A 17,090-nucleotide genomic window follows, 5' to 3' on the forward strand; every position below is an offset into this window, starting at 1 on the left:
AAAGCGTTAAGCAATACCCAAAAATGAATTCACTACCGTGAAGTAAATCCACATCCCTGAAATGTCGACTACTGAAGCCAAAACAGGGCTCACCAGCACCGCTGGATCTAACTTGAATAACCGAGCAACAATCGGCAATCCAGCGCCAAGTACAGTTGATATTGTCACTTGAATAAACAGAGCGACAGCAATCGCGTAAGCAATCATATTAATGTCGTAACCGCCTGTAGATTGATTATCACTGAACAGTAAGATACGACCAATCATCACCAAGGCAATAGCAAGTGCTAAACAGATAGCGACTCTAAACTCTTTCCAAAGAACCTTAGCCCACTGGCGCTTCTTCAACTCGCCTGTGGCTAAGGCCCTGATGACCAGAGTCGCAGCTTGTGTTCCAGTGTTACCCCCAGCAGCAGCGATCACCGGCATATAGATCGCCAGAAGTACTAGCTGACTGAGGATGTCTTCATACTGAGCAATGATAAGCCCTGAGACGATTCCCAATAGTGCTAACGCAATAATCCAACCGATACGCTGCCTAACATGGCTAAGCACTCCAGTTGAAAGGTAACCTTGTTGAGGCTCAACCTCTGAGTAGATCAGCCCTAGTTGGTGAGCTAGATGTCGAGAGCGCTTCTCAAAGCCCTGCTCTTCTAGCTCACTAAGTAAAGTCTGAATAATACTGAGAGAGCATTGCCCAAGTACTAACACCGCATCTTCAAGTGGCATTCGGTTTAAAAGGTTAATTTGTTGCTCACGCCCATACTGTTGAAATGCATTAGATACAGCTTGGATGTCTTGCTCTGTGTACAAAGCTTCGATAGATAAAAAAGTGTTGTTCATTACCGTCATGGCGAATCTCCCGATTGGCAAAGGTAACGACCATCAAAACAAATAGCATAAGTTTATAGATTCATAGATTTATAGATTTATAGATTTATAGATTTATAGATTTATGCGCACCAAGAGCTGAAAGCTACTGGTGTGTCTACTTGTTAGAATCTAGTGTGTGGAAAAGAATGAGGGGGAAAAACAAAGATACCCTACCTGAACGGCAGGACTATAGATCAATACCGAGACAGGTTATTCTTCTCCATTCAAACTAGGAGGATGGTCGGTATTGTTCATAAAAATCTCCAGAATTACTGTCAATATGACAGCGCACACAGTGTAGCAATGCACGTTCAAAAACTTCGTCAACTTTGTGTCAATAAAAAAGGCATCCGTGGATGCCTTTTGTTCAATTATTGATGTGCGTTATTACTTAATAGTAATACGAGCAAACTTACGCTTACCTACTTGGTAAACTGCAGTACCTGCTTCAGGTACGAATCTGCTGTCTTCAATCTTCTCGCCTTCAAGCTTAGCCGCGCCTTGCTTGATCATACGCATCGCATCAGAAGTAGAGTTTACAAGACCTGCTTCTTTTAGAACGTTAGCGATTGGTAGACCTGCTTCGAATTCGAATTCAGGCATTTCATCTGGCACTTGGTTCTTAGCAAAACGGTTAACGAACTCTTGCTCAGCGGCTTCAGCATCGGCTTCACTGTGGAAACGAGCAATGATCTCTTTAGCCAGTAGAACTTTAACGTCACGCGGGTTCTTACCTGCATCAACGCCAGCTTTCAGTTCCGCAACTTCTTCAAGTGGACGGAAAGACAGTAGCTCGTAGTAGCTCCACATTAGATCGTCAGAGATAGACATGATCTTACCAAACATCTCGCTTGGTGCTTCGCTGATACCGATGTAGTTGTGCGCAGACTTAGACATCTTCTTAACACCGTCTAGACCAACAAGTAGTGGCATCATTAGTACCGCTTGTGGTTTTTGACCTGCAGCTTTTTGCAGTTCACGACCCATTAGAAGGTTAAACTTCTGGTCAGTACCACCAAGCTCAACATCGCTCTCTAGTGCAACAGAGTCGTGACCTTGAAGAAGTGGGTACATGAATTCGTGGATTGCGATCGGTTGACCACCAGCGTAACGCTTTTTAAAGTCATCACGCTCAAGCATACGAGCAACAGTTTGGTTAGAAGCAAGACGAATCATGCCTTCAGCGCCAAGCTCAGATAGCCACTCGGAGTTGAAACGAATTTGCGTTTTCGCAGGGTCTAGAATCTTGAATACTTGCTCTTTGTAAGTTTCAGCATTCTTCAATACGTCTTCACGGCTTAGCGGTGGACGCGTTGAGTTCTTACCTGATGGATCACCAACCATTGCAGTGAAATCACCAATAAGGAATGTCACTTCATGACCAAGCTCTTGGAAAGCACGAAGCTTGTTAAAGATAACCGTATGGCCTAGGTGGATATCTGGAGCAGTTGGATCGGCACCCAGCTTAATGCGTAAAGGACGACCTTCTTTTAATTTAGCAATCAGTTCGTCTTCTGGAATCAGTTCTTCTACGCCACGTTTGATCTCGGCTAGTGCAGCTTCAATACTCGCCATTCTTGTTCACTCCCACAGATTTGGCAAAAATATAATAATTAGACATCTTACTTGAATAGCGATGTATTTTGAAACCAGTTACACTATTCCGTCGTCGATTTTCATAATATTTACAGAACGAACCGGAACATGTTGTCTATTTTTGCACGCCTTCCTATTTTGCACCGGGCTTTTATCGCATTTTTTAGTGCCGTAATTTTCGTCGCGATCTTCTTACTCCCCGATGTCAGCAGTTTACGTGACGATACGGGCGCTTTAGTGGTGGGGAAACATTACCCACTGACTATCAATGCATCCGCGCTTGTTAGTTCAAGTGACGCTCCGCCGACGGCAGTGCTTAATTGGGAGAAATACACCGTTCGTTCTGGCGAAAGCACCTCTGTCTTATTTGAACGTATTGGCCTCTCATACCGCTTGCTGATCACGCTACTCAATACCAATAATGATATTAAGAAGCAGCTGTCTAACCTAAGACCTGGCGATGTATTGCAGTTTGGTTTTGATGAAAACAACGACCTTATTCAGTTAAAACGACAACTTAGTGCGTTTGAAAGCTTCAAGATCACCAAGTCTGGCGATTCTTTCTCATCAAGTTTCGACAAAAAAGAAGTGGCCTACCAGTACAACTATGCCGAAGCCAACATCACTTCTAACTTCTGGAATGCAGGCGTCAATGCAGGCCTAACTGCAAACCAAATCATGGAACTGGCGGGTATATTCGGTTGGGATATCGACTTCGCGTTAGATATTCGCAACAACGACAGCTTCAAAATCTTGTACCAAGAGAAAGTGGTTGAAGGCGAAGTTGTTGGTCGCGGTAAGATTATGGCGGCCGTATTCAAAAACCAAGGTGATTCATTTACCGCGGTATTGGATGATAAGAGTGGCAACTATTTCGATGAGAACGGTCGCGCAATGAAGAAAGCCTTCCTGCGCTCACCGATTGATTTCCGTCGTGTGACATCGAACTTTAACCCTAACAGAAAACACCCAGTAACAGGCAAGGTTCGAGCTCACCGAGGCACCGACTATGCAGCTCCTGTTGGCACGCCGATATGGGCAGCCGGTGACGGTATTGTCCAGAAGTCGGGTTACAACCAATTCAATGGTAACTACGTGTTCATTCGACACAGCAACACCTACATCACCAAATACCTGCACATGAAGCGACGTATGGTGAAAACAGGCCAACGTGTAAAACAAGGCCAAACCATTGGTACTTTGGGTGGCACAGGTCGTGTTACTGGTCCGCACTTACACTATGAATTCTTGGTCAATGGCGTACATAAGAATGCGCGTACCGTGAAATTACCGCAATCTAAGTCGTTAACAGGTAAAGCAAAAGCAACATTTATTGCGAATTCAGAAATTCGATTGAGTAACCTTGAGCGATACGGCCAGTTACTAGCAACTAATTAGGCTACTAGTGACTAATTAGATTAATAGCCATATAAACCAACGAAAAGAGCGCCCACCTAGGCGCTCTTTTTATTTCCATCGAACTAGGACTTATCTTTAACCGTCGCTGCTTGGGAGCACATCGGGCTTCTTATCTCGCCCTAACATCAACAGACAAGGTGTCAGGACCAAGGTTAGTACCGTTGCAAAGGCCAAACCTCCCGCAATTGCCGTAGCGAGTTGCGACCACCACTGCGTGCTCGGCGCTCCGAATTCTATCTTTTGATTAATCAGATCGATGTTCATTTCTAACACCATCGGCATCAAACCTAAAATGGTGGTAACCGTAGTAAGCATTACTGGTCTTAAACGCTGAACACCCGTCCTGAGAATCGCATCTCGCTTGTCCAAGCCGCGTTTTATCAGTTGGTTATAGGTATCAATCAGCACAATATTGTTGTTTACCACAATTCCTGCCAGCGCTATCACTCCAATACCGGACATCACAATGCCAAACGGACGCTGGAAGATAAGCAAACCAACAAACACACCAACCGTTGAGAACAGCACCGCACTAAGAATCAAAAACGCTTGATAGAAGCTATTGAACTGAGTAATCAAAATCAAAGCCATCACCGCCAATGCAACTAAGAAAGCACTTTGTAAGAAGGCTGACGAGTTTTCTTGTTCTTCATTTTGACCACGAATACGAAACTCGACACTACTTGGTAAACCTAACTCACTTAACGCTTGCTCAATCTTTGGCAGTTCGAGTGCAAGGTTATAACCCTCTTCCATATCCGCCATGATGTTCACAACACGCTTACCATCAAGACGCTTTATCGTGTCCTGCTTATGGTCTGGCACAATCTGAGCAAAGTTAGTGATCGGCACCAAGCCTGCTGGTGTTTTAACTCTTAGTTGGTCAAAGCGCCCAATATCTCTTTTATCGCTTGGATAGCGCACCAAGATATCGACCTCTTCTGAAGAATCATCTGGGAGGTAATCGCCAATCTTTAGCCCGTTAGTGACGAATTGAACCGTATTACCCACCAAGGTCGCATCAGCCGAAAAACGCGCAGCATCATCTCTGCGAATATCCACTTTCCAATCGATGCCATCTTTACTCTCGGTATCACTTATATTGGTCAGCGCCTGATTGCCATCCGCCCAGTTTCTTACAATTTTTGCAGCCTGATTAAGCTGCTCTGGTGTTCTTGCCGACAGCTCAATCACTAAGTCATTCTCAACGGGAGGCCCTGCATCTGGAAACTTATATTCAATCTCGACCCCTGCGTATTGATCGGTGTGCACCTTTAATTCTTCAATGATCGCCTTAACACTGCGACGGTATTGCCAATCCACAGGGGTGATCGATATCAAACCAATCTGATCATCACCACCAGTACGCGTATAAACGGTATCGAACTCATCATGATTGAGCATCATCTGTTCAATATCACGCATGATGACATCTTTCTCTTGGATTGATAGATCACCATGAGAGCGAACTTTGACGTTAAAGAATGGCGGATCAACTTCTGGGAAGAACTCTGCACCTAGCCCCGCTTTTGAATACGAAAAACCAACCGCAACCGCAAGTAATATCGCACTGAAAAGAATCTTAAAGGGGTGCTTAATCGCAATCGACAACGTGTGGTAGTACGCTTTGGTTAAGCCTGTAGCCTGTGAGAAATCACCGTTGTGCAGTGCCACCATTCTCGCTTGGCTTTTGGGCGATACGTATTGAGGTTTACCAATCAAACCACCGAGTACAGGCACAAACAACAACGCCATAATCAATGAAGCGGTTAAGGTTGCAATCAACGTTAATGGCAGGAACTTCATGAATTCGCCCGTTACATCCGGCCAAAACAGTAACGGAGCAAATGCCGCTAACGTTGTAGCTGTGGATGCGGTTATAGGCCACGCCATCCGTTTCGCTGCATCTCGGTAAGCGGCTTTACGCCCTTCACCTTCTTGCATTCGCCTGTCGGCAAACTCGGTCACCACAATCGCGCCATCAACCAACATCCCGACCGCCATGATCAACGAGAACAGCACCACGATGTTGACGGTTAGACCAAACACAGACAACACCAACAATCCCGTGAGGAACGATCCAGGAATTGAAATTCCGACCAATAGCGCGGTTCGAACACCAAGAATCGCGATGATCACGATCACCACTAAAATGATGGCGGATAAGATATTGTTTTGAAGATCGTTGAGCATGATCTTCACATCTTTAGATTCATCCCAAGTGTATTTGACCAATAGGTTATTTGGCCATTCAGCTTGCTGCTGAGCACCAGCCATTACCGCTTTGACTAGCTCAACGGTTTCAATGATGTTTTCACCCGCACGTTTCTTGATATCCAAGACAACCGCGGATTTGCCATCTAAACGGGCAAAGCTTTCAGGATCTCGAAACGCTCGGCGAACCGTAGCCACATCGCCAAAGGTTACTACCTGTTTACCATCAACTTTGATTGGCAACTCAAGTACGTCTTTTAAGGAGTTAAACACAGAAGGGACTTTGACCGAAAAACGCCCGTAGCCTGTATCAACAAAGCCTGCGGCCACCACTCGGTTATTCAAAGCGATCAAGTTATAGATATCCGCTTGATCTAGGCTGTAACTCTCCATCAATAATGGATCAACGATGATTTCTACTATGTCATCGCGATCGCCTGCAATGTCGACTTCAAGGATCTGACGATAGCTTTCGAGTTTATCTCCGAGCTCTCGAGCGATTTGTACGATGGTGCGCTCAGGCACGGTACCAAACAGAACCACTGACAACACAGGCTGCTCAGAAGCGAGGGTAACTTCATTTACAGTCGGCTCATCGCTATCTTCTGGCAATTTGGGCTTAGCCAGATCAACCGCGTCACGAACATCAGCCATCGCTTTAGTAAGATCGACGCCAACATTAAACTCTAACACCACAGAGGCGTGCCCTTCTGCTGCGGTTGCTGTCATCTCTTTTACGCCTTCGATTGACCTAAGCTCTTGCTCAATAGGTCGAACCAATAAACGTTCTGAATCCGTTGGCGAGATCCCTTGATGCCCGACTGAAACGTAGATAATTGGAATGGTGATATCTGGGCTCGATTCTTTGGGTATCGTGATATAGGTAATCACACCTGCGACTAAGATGAGCGCCAAAAGGGAGAGCATTGTTCGAGCACGAGACAAGGCTGCATCAATAATTGAATACATCGGCTATCTCCTACTCTGCAGTTACGTTAGAGAGTTCAGCACCTTGCTCAACAGCAATCACCGAATCACCATCACGAACAAAACCTTGCCCTACCGTGATGATATCGACACGCTGACCTAACCCCGTGAGCCACACGCCATCTTGCTCAGCTTTCACCAGTTGAATGCCGACGAATTTCACGATTGGTGAATCATCAATTGAAACCAAAGTTTTGACCCCAAGATTACCCGCCTCATCCAGTGCCAACATGGCTGGTGTCACTTTGATAGCGTCTCTCGTTTCTAGGTTGAGTGTTACTTCTGCACTGACACCTGCAGGTAATAGGCCTTTGGAGTTATCGATTTCAATCTCTATTGGGAAGGTATTGGTAGCAGCAGAAGAGATTCGAGAAACATAGCGTAAGCGGCCTTCCGCTTCTTCTCGCCCTAACAAGCGAACCAAAGCAGATTGATTGACTAACAAGTGTTGGATATGACGCTCACTGACATCGGCCTCAATAACCAAAGGATCGAGGTCAATCACGCCTGCGACCGGATCGCCAACCCCAACAAAGTCACCAAGCTCCACCATCAAATCTTGAACCACACCCGAAAAAGGCGAAGTAATCACAGTATTCTTTAAAGCCAGTTCCGCATTGCGCTTCATGGCCTTTGCTTCCGTTAATGAAGCCTCAGCGGTGGTATAAGCTATCTCACCTTGCAGCCCTCTCTTCTTCAAAGATTGCGCCGCTTTGAATTCTTTCTGCTTCAAGCGATATAACGCAGATGCTCGCTCTAGTTGAATCTCTAAATCACCTTTATCTATCTGGGCAATGGCTTGTCCAAATTTAACCGCATCGCCCTTTACAACGTTCAATCTAACAACCTTGCCCGCAACTTCTGCTCCCAAACGAGCATGCCTATCGGGCGCCGTTCGACCATAGAGATCAATCGTTTTAAAGGTCGGTGATGAAGTAAATGTTTGAAAGGAAACCTTAGCCAACGGAATTTCTGTCGCTTTTTTTTCAGGTGACTCTTCCGCTTGCCCCACTCCTAAACCAAGCCAAATCGACAACAGTACAACTAGCATCAGAGAAACCAACCACGGCTGCTTCAGTTTCTGAAAAAGTGGAGAGTTAGAAAATAGAGTGGGCATAGCAAATCCTTTTGTCCGATGTTATTAAGGCGCGCTAATTAGCTTAACACTGTCATATGCAACATCCTGATGCACTGCGGTAACCTTAACAGACCCACACCCAACGAAGTTGGACTCTATCGACAGTTTAAAAAATATGGCGTTTACTATAAGCCAGGTAGATGAAATAAAGATTACACATTCCCACTCTAAATACCTCTTAATGTGTATAGCTAGAATAGGTCGAATTACTGTCTGTTTTATATGATGTATTTCTTAAAAACAAAAACGCCGAGCATGAGCTCAGCGTTTAAAATATTTCTAATGTAGCTCTCAGTTCAAGCTACCTTTCAGTTCACGTTAGACGCTAAATGATGCACCACAGCCACATGTTGTTGTCGCGTTCGGGTTGTTCACAAAGAAACGTGCGCCTTCTAGGCCTTCAGTGTAATCAACCATGCCGCCCATTAAGTACTGTAGGCTCATTGGGTCAACAACCAGCGTAACACCGCTGTTTACAATAGTAGTGTCGCCATCATTTACTTTTTCATCAAATGTGAAGCCGTATTGGAAACCACTACAACCGCCACCTGTAATGTATACACGCAGTTTTAGTTCTGGGTTTTCTTCTTCAGCAATTAGCGTTTGTACGCGTGTAGCTGCTGCATCAGAAAAAGACAATGGGATATTTACTTCGCTCACGACAACCTCTCTTACCTGTGTCAAAAACAACATGATACAAATCTAATTCGAGACCATAGTTGTTGAGTATTTTCTTATATTCTGGTGATTATCTAATACCTGACTGAAACGTTCAAGTATTCACCACAGGATCGTTCCTTTTACTGTCGTAAACTCGCCCATATCTGACAATTAAAACGTGTAACCACACAAAACAACCAGATTCGGGGGATTATATCGGCGAAAGCATTCCTAGTTGGATTGTGGATAGGTACAATGCGTGCCAATTGGTCCGACAGTCAAAAGAGGATATATCAATGACCAAATCAGCAGAACTGTATCAAAAGGCACAGCAAACTATTCCAGGTGGCGTTAACTCTCCAGTGCGCGCTTTTAACGGTGTAGGTGGTTCTCCAATCTTCGTTGATAGAGCTGACGGCCCACTTCTTTTTGATGCTGATGGGAAAGCATATATCGATTACGTTGGTTCTTGGGGCCCAATGATCCTTGGTCACAACCACGCAGTTATCCGTGAAGCTGTCATTGATGCAGCGCAACGCGGCCTTAGCTTCGGTGCTCCAACCGAAACTGAAATCAAAATGGCTGAACTTGTCTCTGAGATGGTTCCATCAATGGAACAGCTACGTATGGTGAGCTCAGGTACAGAAGCAACAATGAGTGCGATTCGTCTTGCTCGTGGCTTTACTGGTCGTGACAAAATTCTTAAGTTTGAAGGCTGTTACCACGGTCACGCAGACAGCCTACTGGTAAAAGCAGGTTCTGGCGCACTGACTTTAGGTCAACCAAGCTCTCCTGGCGTACCAGCTGATTTTGCGAAATTAACGCTAACAGCAACCTTCAACAATTTAGATTCAGTACGTGAAATCTTCGCAGCAAACAAAGGCGAGATCGCTTGTATCATCGTTGAGCCTGTAGCGGGTAACATGAACTGCATCCCCCCAGTAGAAGGCTTCCACGAAGGCCTACGTGAAATCTGTGACCAAGAAGGTGCGTTGCTAATCTTTGATGAAGTAATGACAGGTTTCCGCGTTGCTGAAGGTTGTGCTCAGGCTTACTACAACATCAAGCCAGACCTAACGTGTCTTGGTAAAGTGATTGGCGGCGGAATGCCTGTGGGTGCTTTCGGTGGTCGTAAAGACGTGATGCAATACATCGCACCAACGGGCCCTGTTTACCAAGCGGGTACGCTTTCAGGTAACCCTGTTGCAATGGCTGCTGGCTACGCATGTTTGAACCTTCTACGAGAAGAAGGCAACGAAAAGCGTCTAGCTTCAAAAACTAAGCAGTTGGCAAAAGGCTTCAAGCAACTTGCAGACAAGCACGGCATTCCAATGCTAGTCCACCAAGTTGGCGGTATGTTTGGTTTCTTCTTCACAGATCAAGAAACTGTGACGTGCTACGAAGATGTAACTAAGTGTGATGTCGAACGCTTCAAGCGCTTCTTCCACCTAATGTTAGATCACGGTGTTTACCTTGCACCTTCAGCATTCGAAGCAAGCTTTACTTCTCTTGCTCATGGTTCAAAAGAACTGGATGCAACACTAGAAGCTGCTGATCGCTCTCTTGCGATCATTGCTGCTGAAAGCAAATAGTCGAAAGCACTTTATAAGTCGCTAACCGATTGAATTTAGGGCTGCATTAGATGCAGCCCTTTTTAATACATCACGCTCGCTGACCACAAATATGACTGCTTATTTACCCTTCGATTAAGGCTAAAGCTGAACCAAAAGCGACTAACGTTCCCAGAAAAGAAAAACCAACAACATCAAGGTGCCAAGGAACATTCTGAACCAAGGGATCTCTTTTTTTGTTTGCTGTTCTTCATCTTGGCATTTCTTATCTTTATTACAGCATCCCATTATCAAAACTCCTCATTGCTAACTCTCTGTTTTGCAGCCATTATAAACTCAGAACGCAAATATAGAGACCATTAACGTGTCAGAAAAACTCAAAATCAATACCAGCCACTGGGTGATCATCATCGCCCTACTTGCGGCGGCTTATGCTTGTTACTTGCTTATAGAGCCGTACGTCAACTCAATCGTGATGGCCTTTATCATTTCACTATTGATGTTCCCAATCCATGAGTGGCTTGAAAAAAAGCTCCCGAATAAAGAAAATATCGTATCTCTGCTGTCTTGTGTGATTCTGACTTTCATTATTGTTATCCCTTTATTGGCAGTATTCGCAGCAATTGTTCAGCAAGGTTCTCTGTTCTCTCAGAACACCTACCAATGGGTGACCCACGGCGGTATTCAGACTCTTTTTGCACACCCATTAGTGGTCAAAGCGCTGTCATTTGTGAATAACTACTTGCCTTTCGACAACATTGAGCCTCAAGCCATCGCACAGAAAGTCGGTGAATTTGCGACCAGCTTTGGCTCAAAACTGGTTGGTATCAGTGCAAAAATCCTTGGTGATGCGACCAATTTCTTGATGGATTTCTTCTTGATGCTGTTTGTTCTGTTCTTCTTATTAAGAGATCACGACAAAATCATCAGTGTGGTTCGCCATATTCTGCCACTATCTCGTAGTCAAGAAGACAAGCTTCTAACAGAGATTGAGCAAGTATCGAAATCAGCTGTAATGGGTTCATTCTTAACCGCAATAGCACAAGGTTTTGCGGGCGGTTTAGGTATGTGGATTGCCGGTTTCCCAGGCCTATTCTGGGGCACCATGATGGGCTTTGCCTCTTTCATCCCAGTTGTAGGGACCGCTCTAATCTGGATCCCTGCGGCGACTTACTTGTTCCTAACAGGCGATACAACGTGGGCTATTTTCCTAACGGTTTACTGTGTAGCGATTGTTGGTTCGATTGATAATCTGCTTCGTCCGCTGCTGATGCAAGGCAGTGCAGGCATGAATACCTTGATGATCTTCTTCTCACTGTTAGGTGGTATTCAATTGTTTGGCCTAATTGGTCTTATCTACGGCCCGCTAATCTTTGCGATTACCATTGTCCTATTCAACATCTACGATGAAGAGTTTAAAGACTTTTTAAACCAGCAAGACAAGAGTTAACGAACTTGACGTCAACTTGATTGGCGAACCCGTATTAAACACTTCAAGCTTTGGGCGGATTATGCGAAAATCCGCCCTCATTTTTTGCTAACGATTCAATAGAGTGTCCTATGTCAGCTTATATTGCCCCAAGCCAGATTGCTCAACGCCAACTCGCCTACTTTGAAGGCAAACATGTTTTAGTTGCAGGTGAGGCAGAAGACTTATTCCCTGTTGAATTAGCGAAACATTGTGAATCAGTCACCGTGTTTACCTCTAATTACAGCTACTACCGTCAATTAGAAGGCTGCAACACCATCCAACGTTTTTATGGTGCGGAGTTTACCGAAGAAACCAAAGCCGACTTAGTAATGCTGTACTGGCCAAAGGCTAAAGCGGAAGCGGAATTTCTGTTGGCGATGTTATTTGCCAAGCTAGGTAAAGATACCGAGATTGTCGTAGTTGGCGAGAATCGTTCTGGTGTTAAAAGTATCGAGAAGATGTTCGCTCCTTACGGTAAAGTCGTGAAATACGATTCGGCACGTCGTTGCTCTTTCTACTGGGGTCAATGCTTCGAGCAACCACAAGCCTTCAATCTGCAAGACTGGTTTAAAACCTATACGGTTAACATTGATGAGCAGTCACTGACGGTAAAAAGCCTTCCAGGTGTGTTTAGTCACGGCCAATTTGATGTAGGTAGCCAACTGCTACTTGATACTCTGCCAAAGCTGAAAGGTAAGGTACTGGATTTCGGTTGTGGTGCAGGTGTATTAGGCGCGGTAATGGCATCTCGCAACCCTGATATCGAGCTGGAAATGTGTGATATTAGCGCTTTCGCAGTAGCGTCGAGTCAAGCCACCTTGCAAGCGAATGGTTTGACAGGTCATGTGTTTGCTTCTGATGTCTATTCTGATACGTCAAAAGACTACCAATTCATCATCAGTAATCCACCATTCCATTCTGGTTTGGATACAAGCTACAGCGCGACTGAGACCTTACTTGCTCAGGCTCCTAAGCATTTGAAGCGTTCTGGCGAGATGATTATTGTTGCGAACAGTTTCTTAAAATACGTTCCAATTATTGAACAAGCGTTTGGAAAATGCGCGACTCTAAATAAGACTACTAAATTCGCGATCTATCACGCAAACAAATAGCCTATCTAGCACAGCGCAGGGTCATTATCTGCGCTGTCTGTTCATATTTTTGTCAAAACTCTATAAAAATGAGCTTTTGCACACGCTTTAAATACCACTTACTTGTCAAAGTAAAAAAACTCGTTAATTTCGTTAAATTGGAACCCGTTAATTCTATTCTCTGTACTTGTTTTCACCCCTTTTAGCAGTACATCAAAGGAAAGTAGTACCCAATTTATGTTTAGATTCTATCGTAAGCAGAAGTTTAAGCGCCTTCAAAATACCCTAATGCTGGCATTTCTTGTCCTCAGTATTACCCCAGTGACACTTATCGCGATATTTTTCCTCCAGTCGCACAGTCAGGATCTTCAGGAACAAAGTACTTCGCACCTTGTTTCAGTCCGTGATACTAAGCAACAGCAAATTGTCGATTACCTACAAGCTCAAGAGTCCCAAGTGATGGGCTTTGTTCGCTCAGAACTTGCCAATGCCAGTGGCGGGCGATTCTATGGTTTAATCAATGCGTTCCAACGCTTAGGGTTAGATATTGACGAAGCGCGCAGTAATGCGCAGCAGCGTTACATTCAAGGCTCAGGCGATCAAATCAAGACATCGATTCTTCCAGAATCTAGTAGCTTTATTGGCAGCGAACGTTATCGACTGCTTCACAAGCGCTACCATAACTCATATCAGGAATTGCTTAAGCGTTCAGACTTTGATGACATTCTATTAGTCGACATTAACGGTAACGTCGCTTACTCAATCTTTAAGCGTGATGATTACGGCACTAACTTGCTAACAGGTAAGTACAAAGATTCAAACCTAGGCGTTACCTTTCAACGCTTAGCAAAAGACGTAAAAGACAAACGTAAATCCAACGAGGACTATACGCCGGTTATCGTTTCTGACTTTAAAGATGAGAACGGTAAGCAGACGGCTTGGTTAGGTGCGCCTATTGTTCAACAAGGCTACCTGCACAGTTACGCCATGTTTAGGCTGCCAATCAATGGGATTACTAAGCTGATTGCGGATCTCAACAAGAGTTCAAATATTCAAACACTGCTTGTGGGTGATGATCACCTGCCACGCAGCCTCGCCCATTCGCAAGAGTCGATTAATTTAAGCTTAGACGTTGTCGACAAAGCATTGGCTGGCGAAACAGCCGTTGGTACGTTCAACAACACTCAAGATCAAGCGATCATCGCAGCATATACCCCAATTGAGCTGAAATACGCAACATGGGCTCTTGTCGTAGAGCTGCCAGAGAAAGAGGCGTTTGCCCGTATTCATCAGTTAGAGAAGATCTTCGTGATCGTGATGCTAACGGCGATCATTCTTGTGTTTGTCGCATCGCATTATCTGTCCAATTTCATCACTTCCCCTCTCCTCAAGCTCACATGGGCTGCCGAGAAAGTCTCTGCTGGTGATCTTGATGAAACCATGATCAATACCGAACGCAAAGATGAAATAGGTCGACTCGCGGTTAGCTTCGAAAGAATGCAGCGATCGATCCGTGAAAAAATGCAGCTCATCAAGAGCCAAAACGGTGAGCTTGAGGACAACCTTAAGACCATTCAAAAGCAAAACGAAGAGTTGCAACTGGCGAACAAACTTAAAGATGAATTCTTAGCCACCACCTCACATGAATTGAGAACGCCACTTCATGGCATGGTTGGCATCGCTGAAGCGCTAATATCTGGTGCTAACGGCCCTATTCCTGCCAACCAGAAGTACCAATTGGATATCATCATCAATAGTGGTCAGAGGTTGGCTACACTGGTTGATGACCTGCTTGATTATCACAAGATGCGCTATGGCAGCTTGGATATTAAGAAGTCTGCTGTTGATTTATCTGCTGCCACCAGCTTAGTGCTTGAGTTATCTCATCACCTGTTAGGCAACAAACCGATCCGTATTATTAACCAAGTGCCAAGTGACTTAGGTTTAGTCTCATCTGATCCACAACGCCTTGAACAAGTAATGTATAACTTGGTCGGCAATGCCATCAAGTACACATCCGAAGGTAAGATTGTTATCTCAGCGAGTGTTATCGACGACAATATTCGAGTTCAAGTTGTCGATACCGGCCAAGGTATCCCAGCAGAGTACCTAGAACACATCTTTGAACCACTGATTCAAGCAGGACAAGACTCAAGTAACTATCGCCAAGGTGCTGGACTTGGATTGTCCATTAGTCGCCAGCTGATTGAGCTAATGGGTGGCTCACTGTACGTAAGTAGCCAACCTATGCTTGGCACTACATTCAGCTTTACATTACCTTTAGCTACTCAAGAAGAATTGGATAGTTACAATGAATCAGGGAGCTACTCACACTTCCAAGCGCCTGATTTGATTGATAACACACAGCAAGAAAATAGCGCTATCAGTGAAGACCCGAATGGCCCGCTGTTAGTAATTGCTGATGATGAGCCGGTAAACCTACGCGTGCTAGACAGCTTCTTGAAATTGGAAGGTTATCGAGTACGTACCGCATGTGACGGCCCTGAAACCATCGAGTTGATTGAAAAAGAGAAACCAGAATTACTTCTGCTCGATATTATGATGCCGGGTATGAGTGGCTATCAAGTGTGTGAGGCGCTACGTAAACAGTATGACCATGCACAATTACCAATCATTATGCTCACTGCACTAAACCAAGCAGAAGACCGGGTTCGCGGTTTCGAAGCGGGTGCCAATGACTATTTATCCAAGCCTTTCAACAAACAAGAACTGGCGGCTCGAATTACTGCGCACCTATCAGCAAGCAAAGCTGAGCAAAGACGTCTTGAGAATGATCAGCTGCAACTAGAACTTAAACACAGGGCCATGGTTGAAGCTAACCTACTAGAAACTCAAGGTCGCTTGTTGGAGCAGTTGGAGTCAGCCCCTGAAGCCATCATCTGTATTCGTGATGACCAACGTATTCGCTTCGCCAACGAAGCGGCTGCTAAGCTATTTAGACGTGGGCAAGAACAACTCAAGCGCTCAATGGCCGACGAGATCATCGCGCCTAAATACCTGAAGGTGGAACAAGCTCACTACTGTGGTGATATTGATATCTATATAGACGACACACGTCAGCGCATTCCAAGTGACATCCTTAAGCTACCTGAAGGCTCAGGGCTCGACACCATGTATATCTTCAATGTCGGTGGTGGCGTTAACTCAAACCGAGTCAATAACCTTGAAACAGCGGTTGAGGCACTTTCAAGCTACGCCTTTGAAGGTGACAAAGATAAGCTTCAACAACTGAAGGAGCTTGGCGGTGAATTTACTCGCCTTGCTGATAAGGCAACCGGTGAAGGTAAAAACAAACAAGAGCTGATGCGTGAAGTACTAGTCGATGTCATGACCAATGCCATTATCTACTGGGAGTCGGTTACAGGGGAGACTAAGTTTGCTTTCGCAGAAAAGAGTGGCTTGTGGCGAGTCTACTTAGACCGTAGTACCCTGCAAACTAGAACGCTAGACAAATACCTACGCGTAGAAACTCTACCGAAAACACCTCGCTGGCGAACGGTACTGAGCTCTATCGAATTCATTCTTGAGCACTGTAAAGAACAAACACCAGAAAGAACTCATATCGAGATGCTAAGAGATAAACTGCAGAAACTACTGACCAGCTAACCCTGAAGTAATATCACGATACTGTAAATAATGGAGCCCACCTAGCGTGGGCTTTTTTATGAGTATCATTCACGAACAAAGCACAATAACGTCTATTCAGATACACTTATTTCACTGTATTAAACAAGCAAAGTGACACGTTACTCAAGCTTAAACAATCATCAGTTCAATCACTCTTTGGAAGCTTTTTCTTGGCTGAATTTCACATTCCTCTGACTCTTTGTTGCAGTTTGAGAAGCGAGTCACAACAGAACGGCAGATTTAATTTTCTAGGGAAATTTAACGTAAAATCGGCAAGTGACCAAGATCTACAATTACACCATTCCAGACTAAGACTTTATAATAAAAAGCCTATACAGTTAGTGACCACTTACAATTAACCGACGCAGCAAAACCAAATGCGAGTCACATCACCTTAACAATTGCGCACAAAAAACCATCAA

Annotated in this window: 10 protein-coding genes; 5 read left to right on the top strand and 5 right to left on the bottom strand. The window is 44.7% G+C overall.

The genetic code is table 11. The features are described 5' to 3' along the window. Positions 1-6: 6 nt before the first annotated feature. Together AC3CIA_RS12885 and tyrS are read right to left on the bottom strand one after the other, a co-directional pair. Entirely contained in the window at positions 7-852 is an 846-nt protein-coding gene (locus tag AC3CIA_RS12885) for a magnesium transporter (protein ID WP_488518210.1), read from the bottom strand. 408 nt (positions 853-1,260) lie between these two features. After that, positions 1,261-2,448 carry a tyrosine--tRNA ligase gene (tyrS, locus tag AC3CIA_RS12890; RefSeq protein ID WP_017108750.1) on the bottom strand — a complete coding sequence of 396 codons (1,188 nt, stop codon included), beginning with the start codon at positions 2,446-2,448 and terminating at the stop codon, positions 1,261-1,263. A gap of 129 nt (positions 2,449-2,577) precedes the next feature. On the opposite strand from tyrS, the gene shyC reads away from it, so the two are divergent. Further along, a complete protein-coding gene (shyC, locus tag AC3CIA_RS12895) occupies positions 2,578-3,867 on the top strand; it encodes a peptidoglycan DD-endopeptidase ShyC (protein WP_065205121.1) in 1,290 nt (429 codons plus the stop codon). Positions 3,868-3,963: 96 nt separating this feature from the next. Here shyC and AC3CIA_RS12900 read toward each other — a convergent pair whose 3' ends face one another. The 3 genes from AC3CIA_RS12900 to erpA form a co-directional block, all read right to left on the bottom strand. Further along, positions 3,964-7,071 carry an efflux RND transporter permease subunit gene (locus AC3CIA_RS12900; protein WP_488518211.1) on the bottom strand — a complete coding sequence of 1,036 codons (3,108 nt, stop codon included), beginning with the start codon at positions 7,069-7,071 and terminating at the stop codon, positions 3,964-3,966. 10 nt (positions 7,072-7,081) lie between these two features. Beyond that, positions 7,082-8,206: an efflux RND transporter periplasmic adaptor subunit gene (locus AC3CIA_RS12905; RefSeq protein WP_488518212.1), complete on the bottom strand. Its 1,125-nt coding sequence runs from the start codon at positions 8,204-8,206 to the stop codon at positions 7,082-7,084. Between the two features lie 339 nt (positions 8,207-8,545). Then, on the bottom strand, positions 8,546-8,887 hold the full coding sequence (gene erpA, locus AC3CIA_RS12910) for an iron-sulfur cluster insertion protein ErpA (RefSeq protein WP_004734539.1): 342 nt from the start codon (positions 8,885-8,887) through the stop codon (positions 8,546-8,548). A gap of 296 nt (positions 8,888-9,183) precedes the next feature. On the opposite strand from erpA, the gene hemL reads away from it, so the two are divergent. The 4 genes from hemL (at position 9,184) to AC3CIA_RS12930 (ending at position 16,647) form a co-directional block, all read left to right on the top strand. Then, on the top strand, positions 9,184-10,479 hold the full coding sequence (gene hemL, locus AC3CIA_RS12915; protein ID WP_004734538.1) for a glutamate-1-semialdehyde 2,1-aminomutase: 1,296 nt from the start codon (positions 9,184-9,186) through the stop codon (positions 10,477-10,479). Positions 10,480-10,822: 343 nt separating this feature from the next. After that, positions 10,823-11,908 (top strand): AI-2E family transporter, encoded by a 1,086-nt coding sequence (locus tag AC3CIA_RS12920; RefSeq protein ID WP_004734536.1) that lies wholly within the window; start codon positions 10,823-10,825, stop codon positions 11,906-11,908. A gap of 110 nt (positions 11,909-12,018) precedes the next feature. Next, positions 12,019-13,041, top strand: coding sequence for a 16S rRNA (guanine(1207)-N(2))-methyltransferase RsmC (rsmC, locus tag AC3CIA_RS12925; protein ID WP_054547510.1), 1,023 nt, complete (start codon positions 12,019-12,021; stop codon positions 13,039-13,041). Positions 13,042-13,257: 216 nt separating this feature from the next. After that, positions 13,258-16,647 (top strand): response regulator, encoded by a 3,390-nt coding sequence (locus AC3CIA_RS12930; protein ID WP_171308135.1) that lies wholly within the window; start codon positions 13,258-13,260, stop codon positions 16,645-16,647. Positions 16,648-17,090: the final 443 nt, after the last annotated feature.

It is taken from the genome of Vibrio sp. QJM3NY_27 (assembly GCF_057785955.1).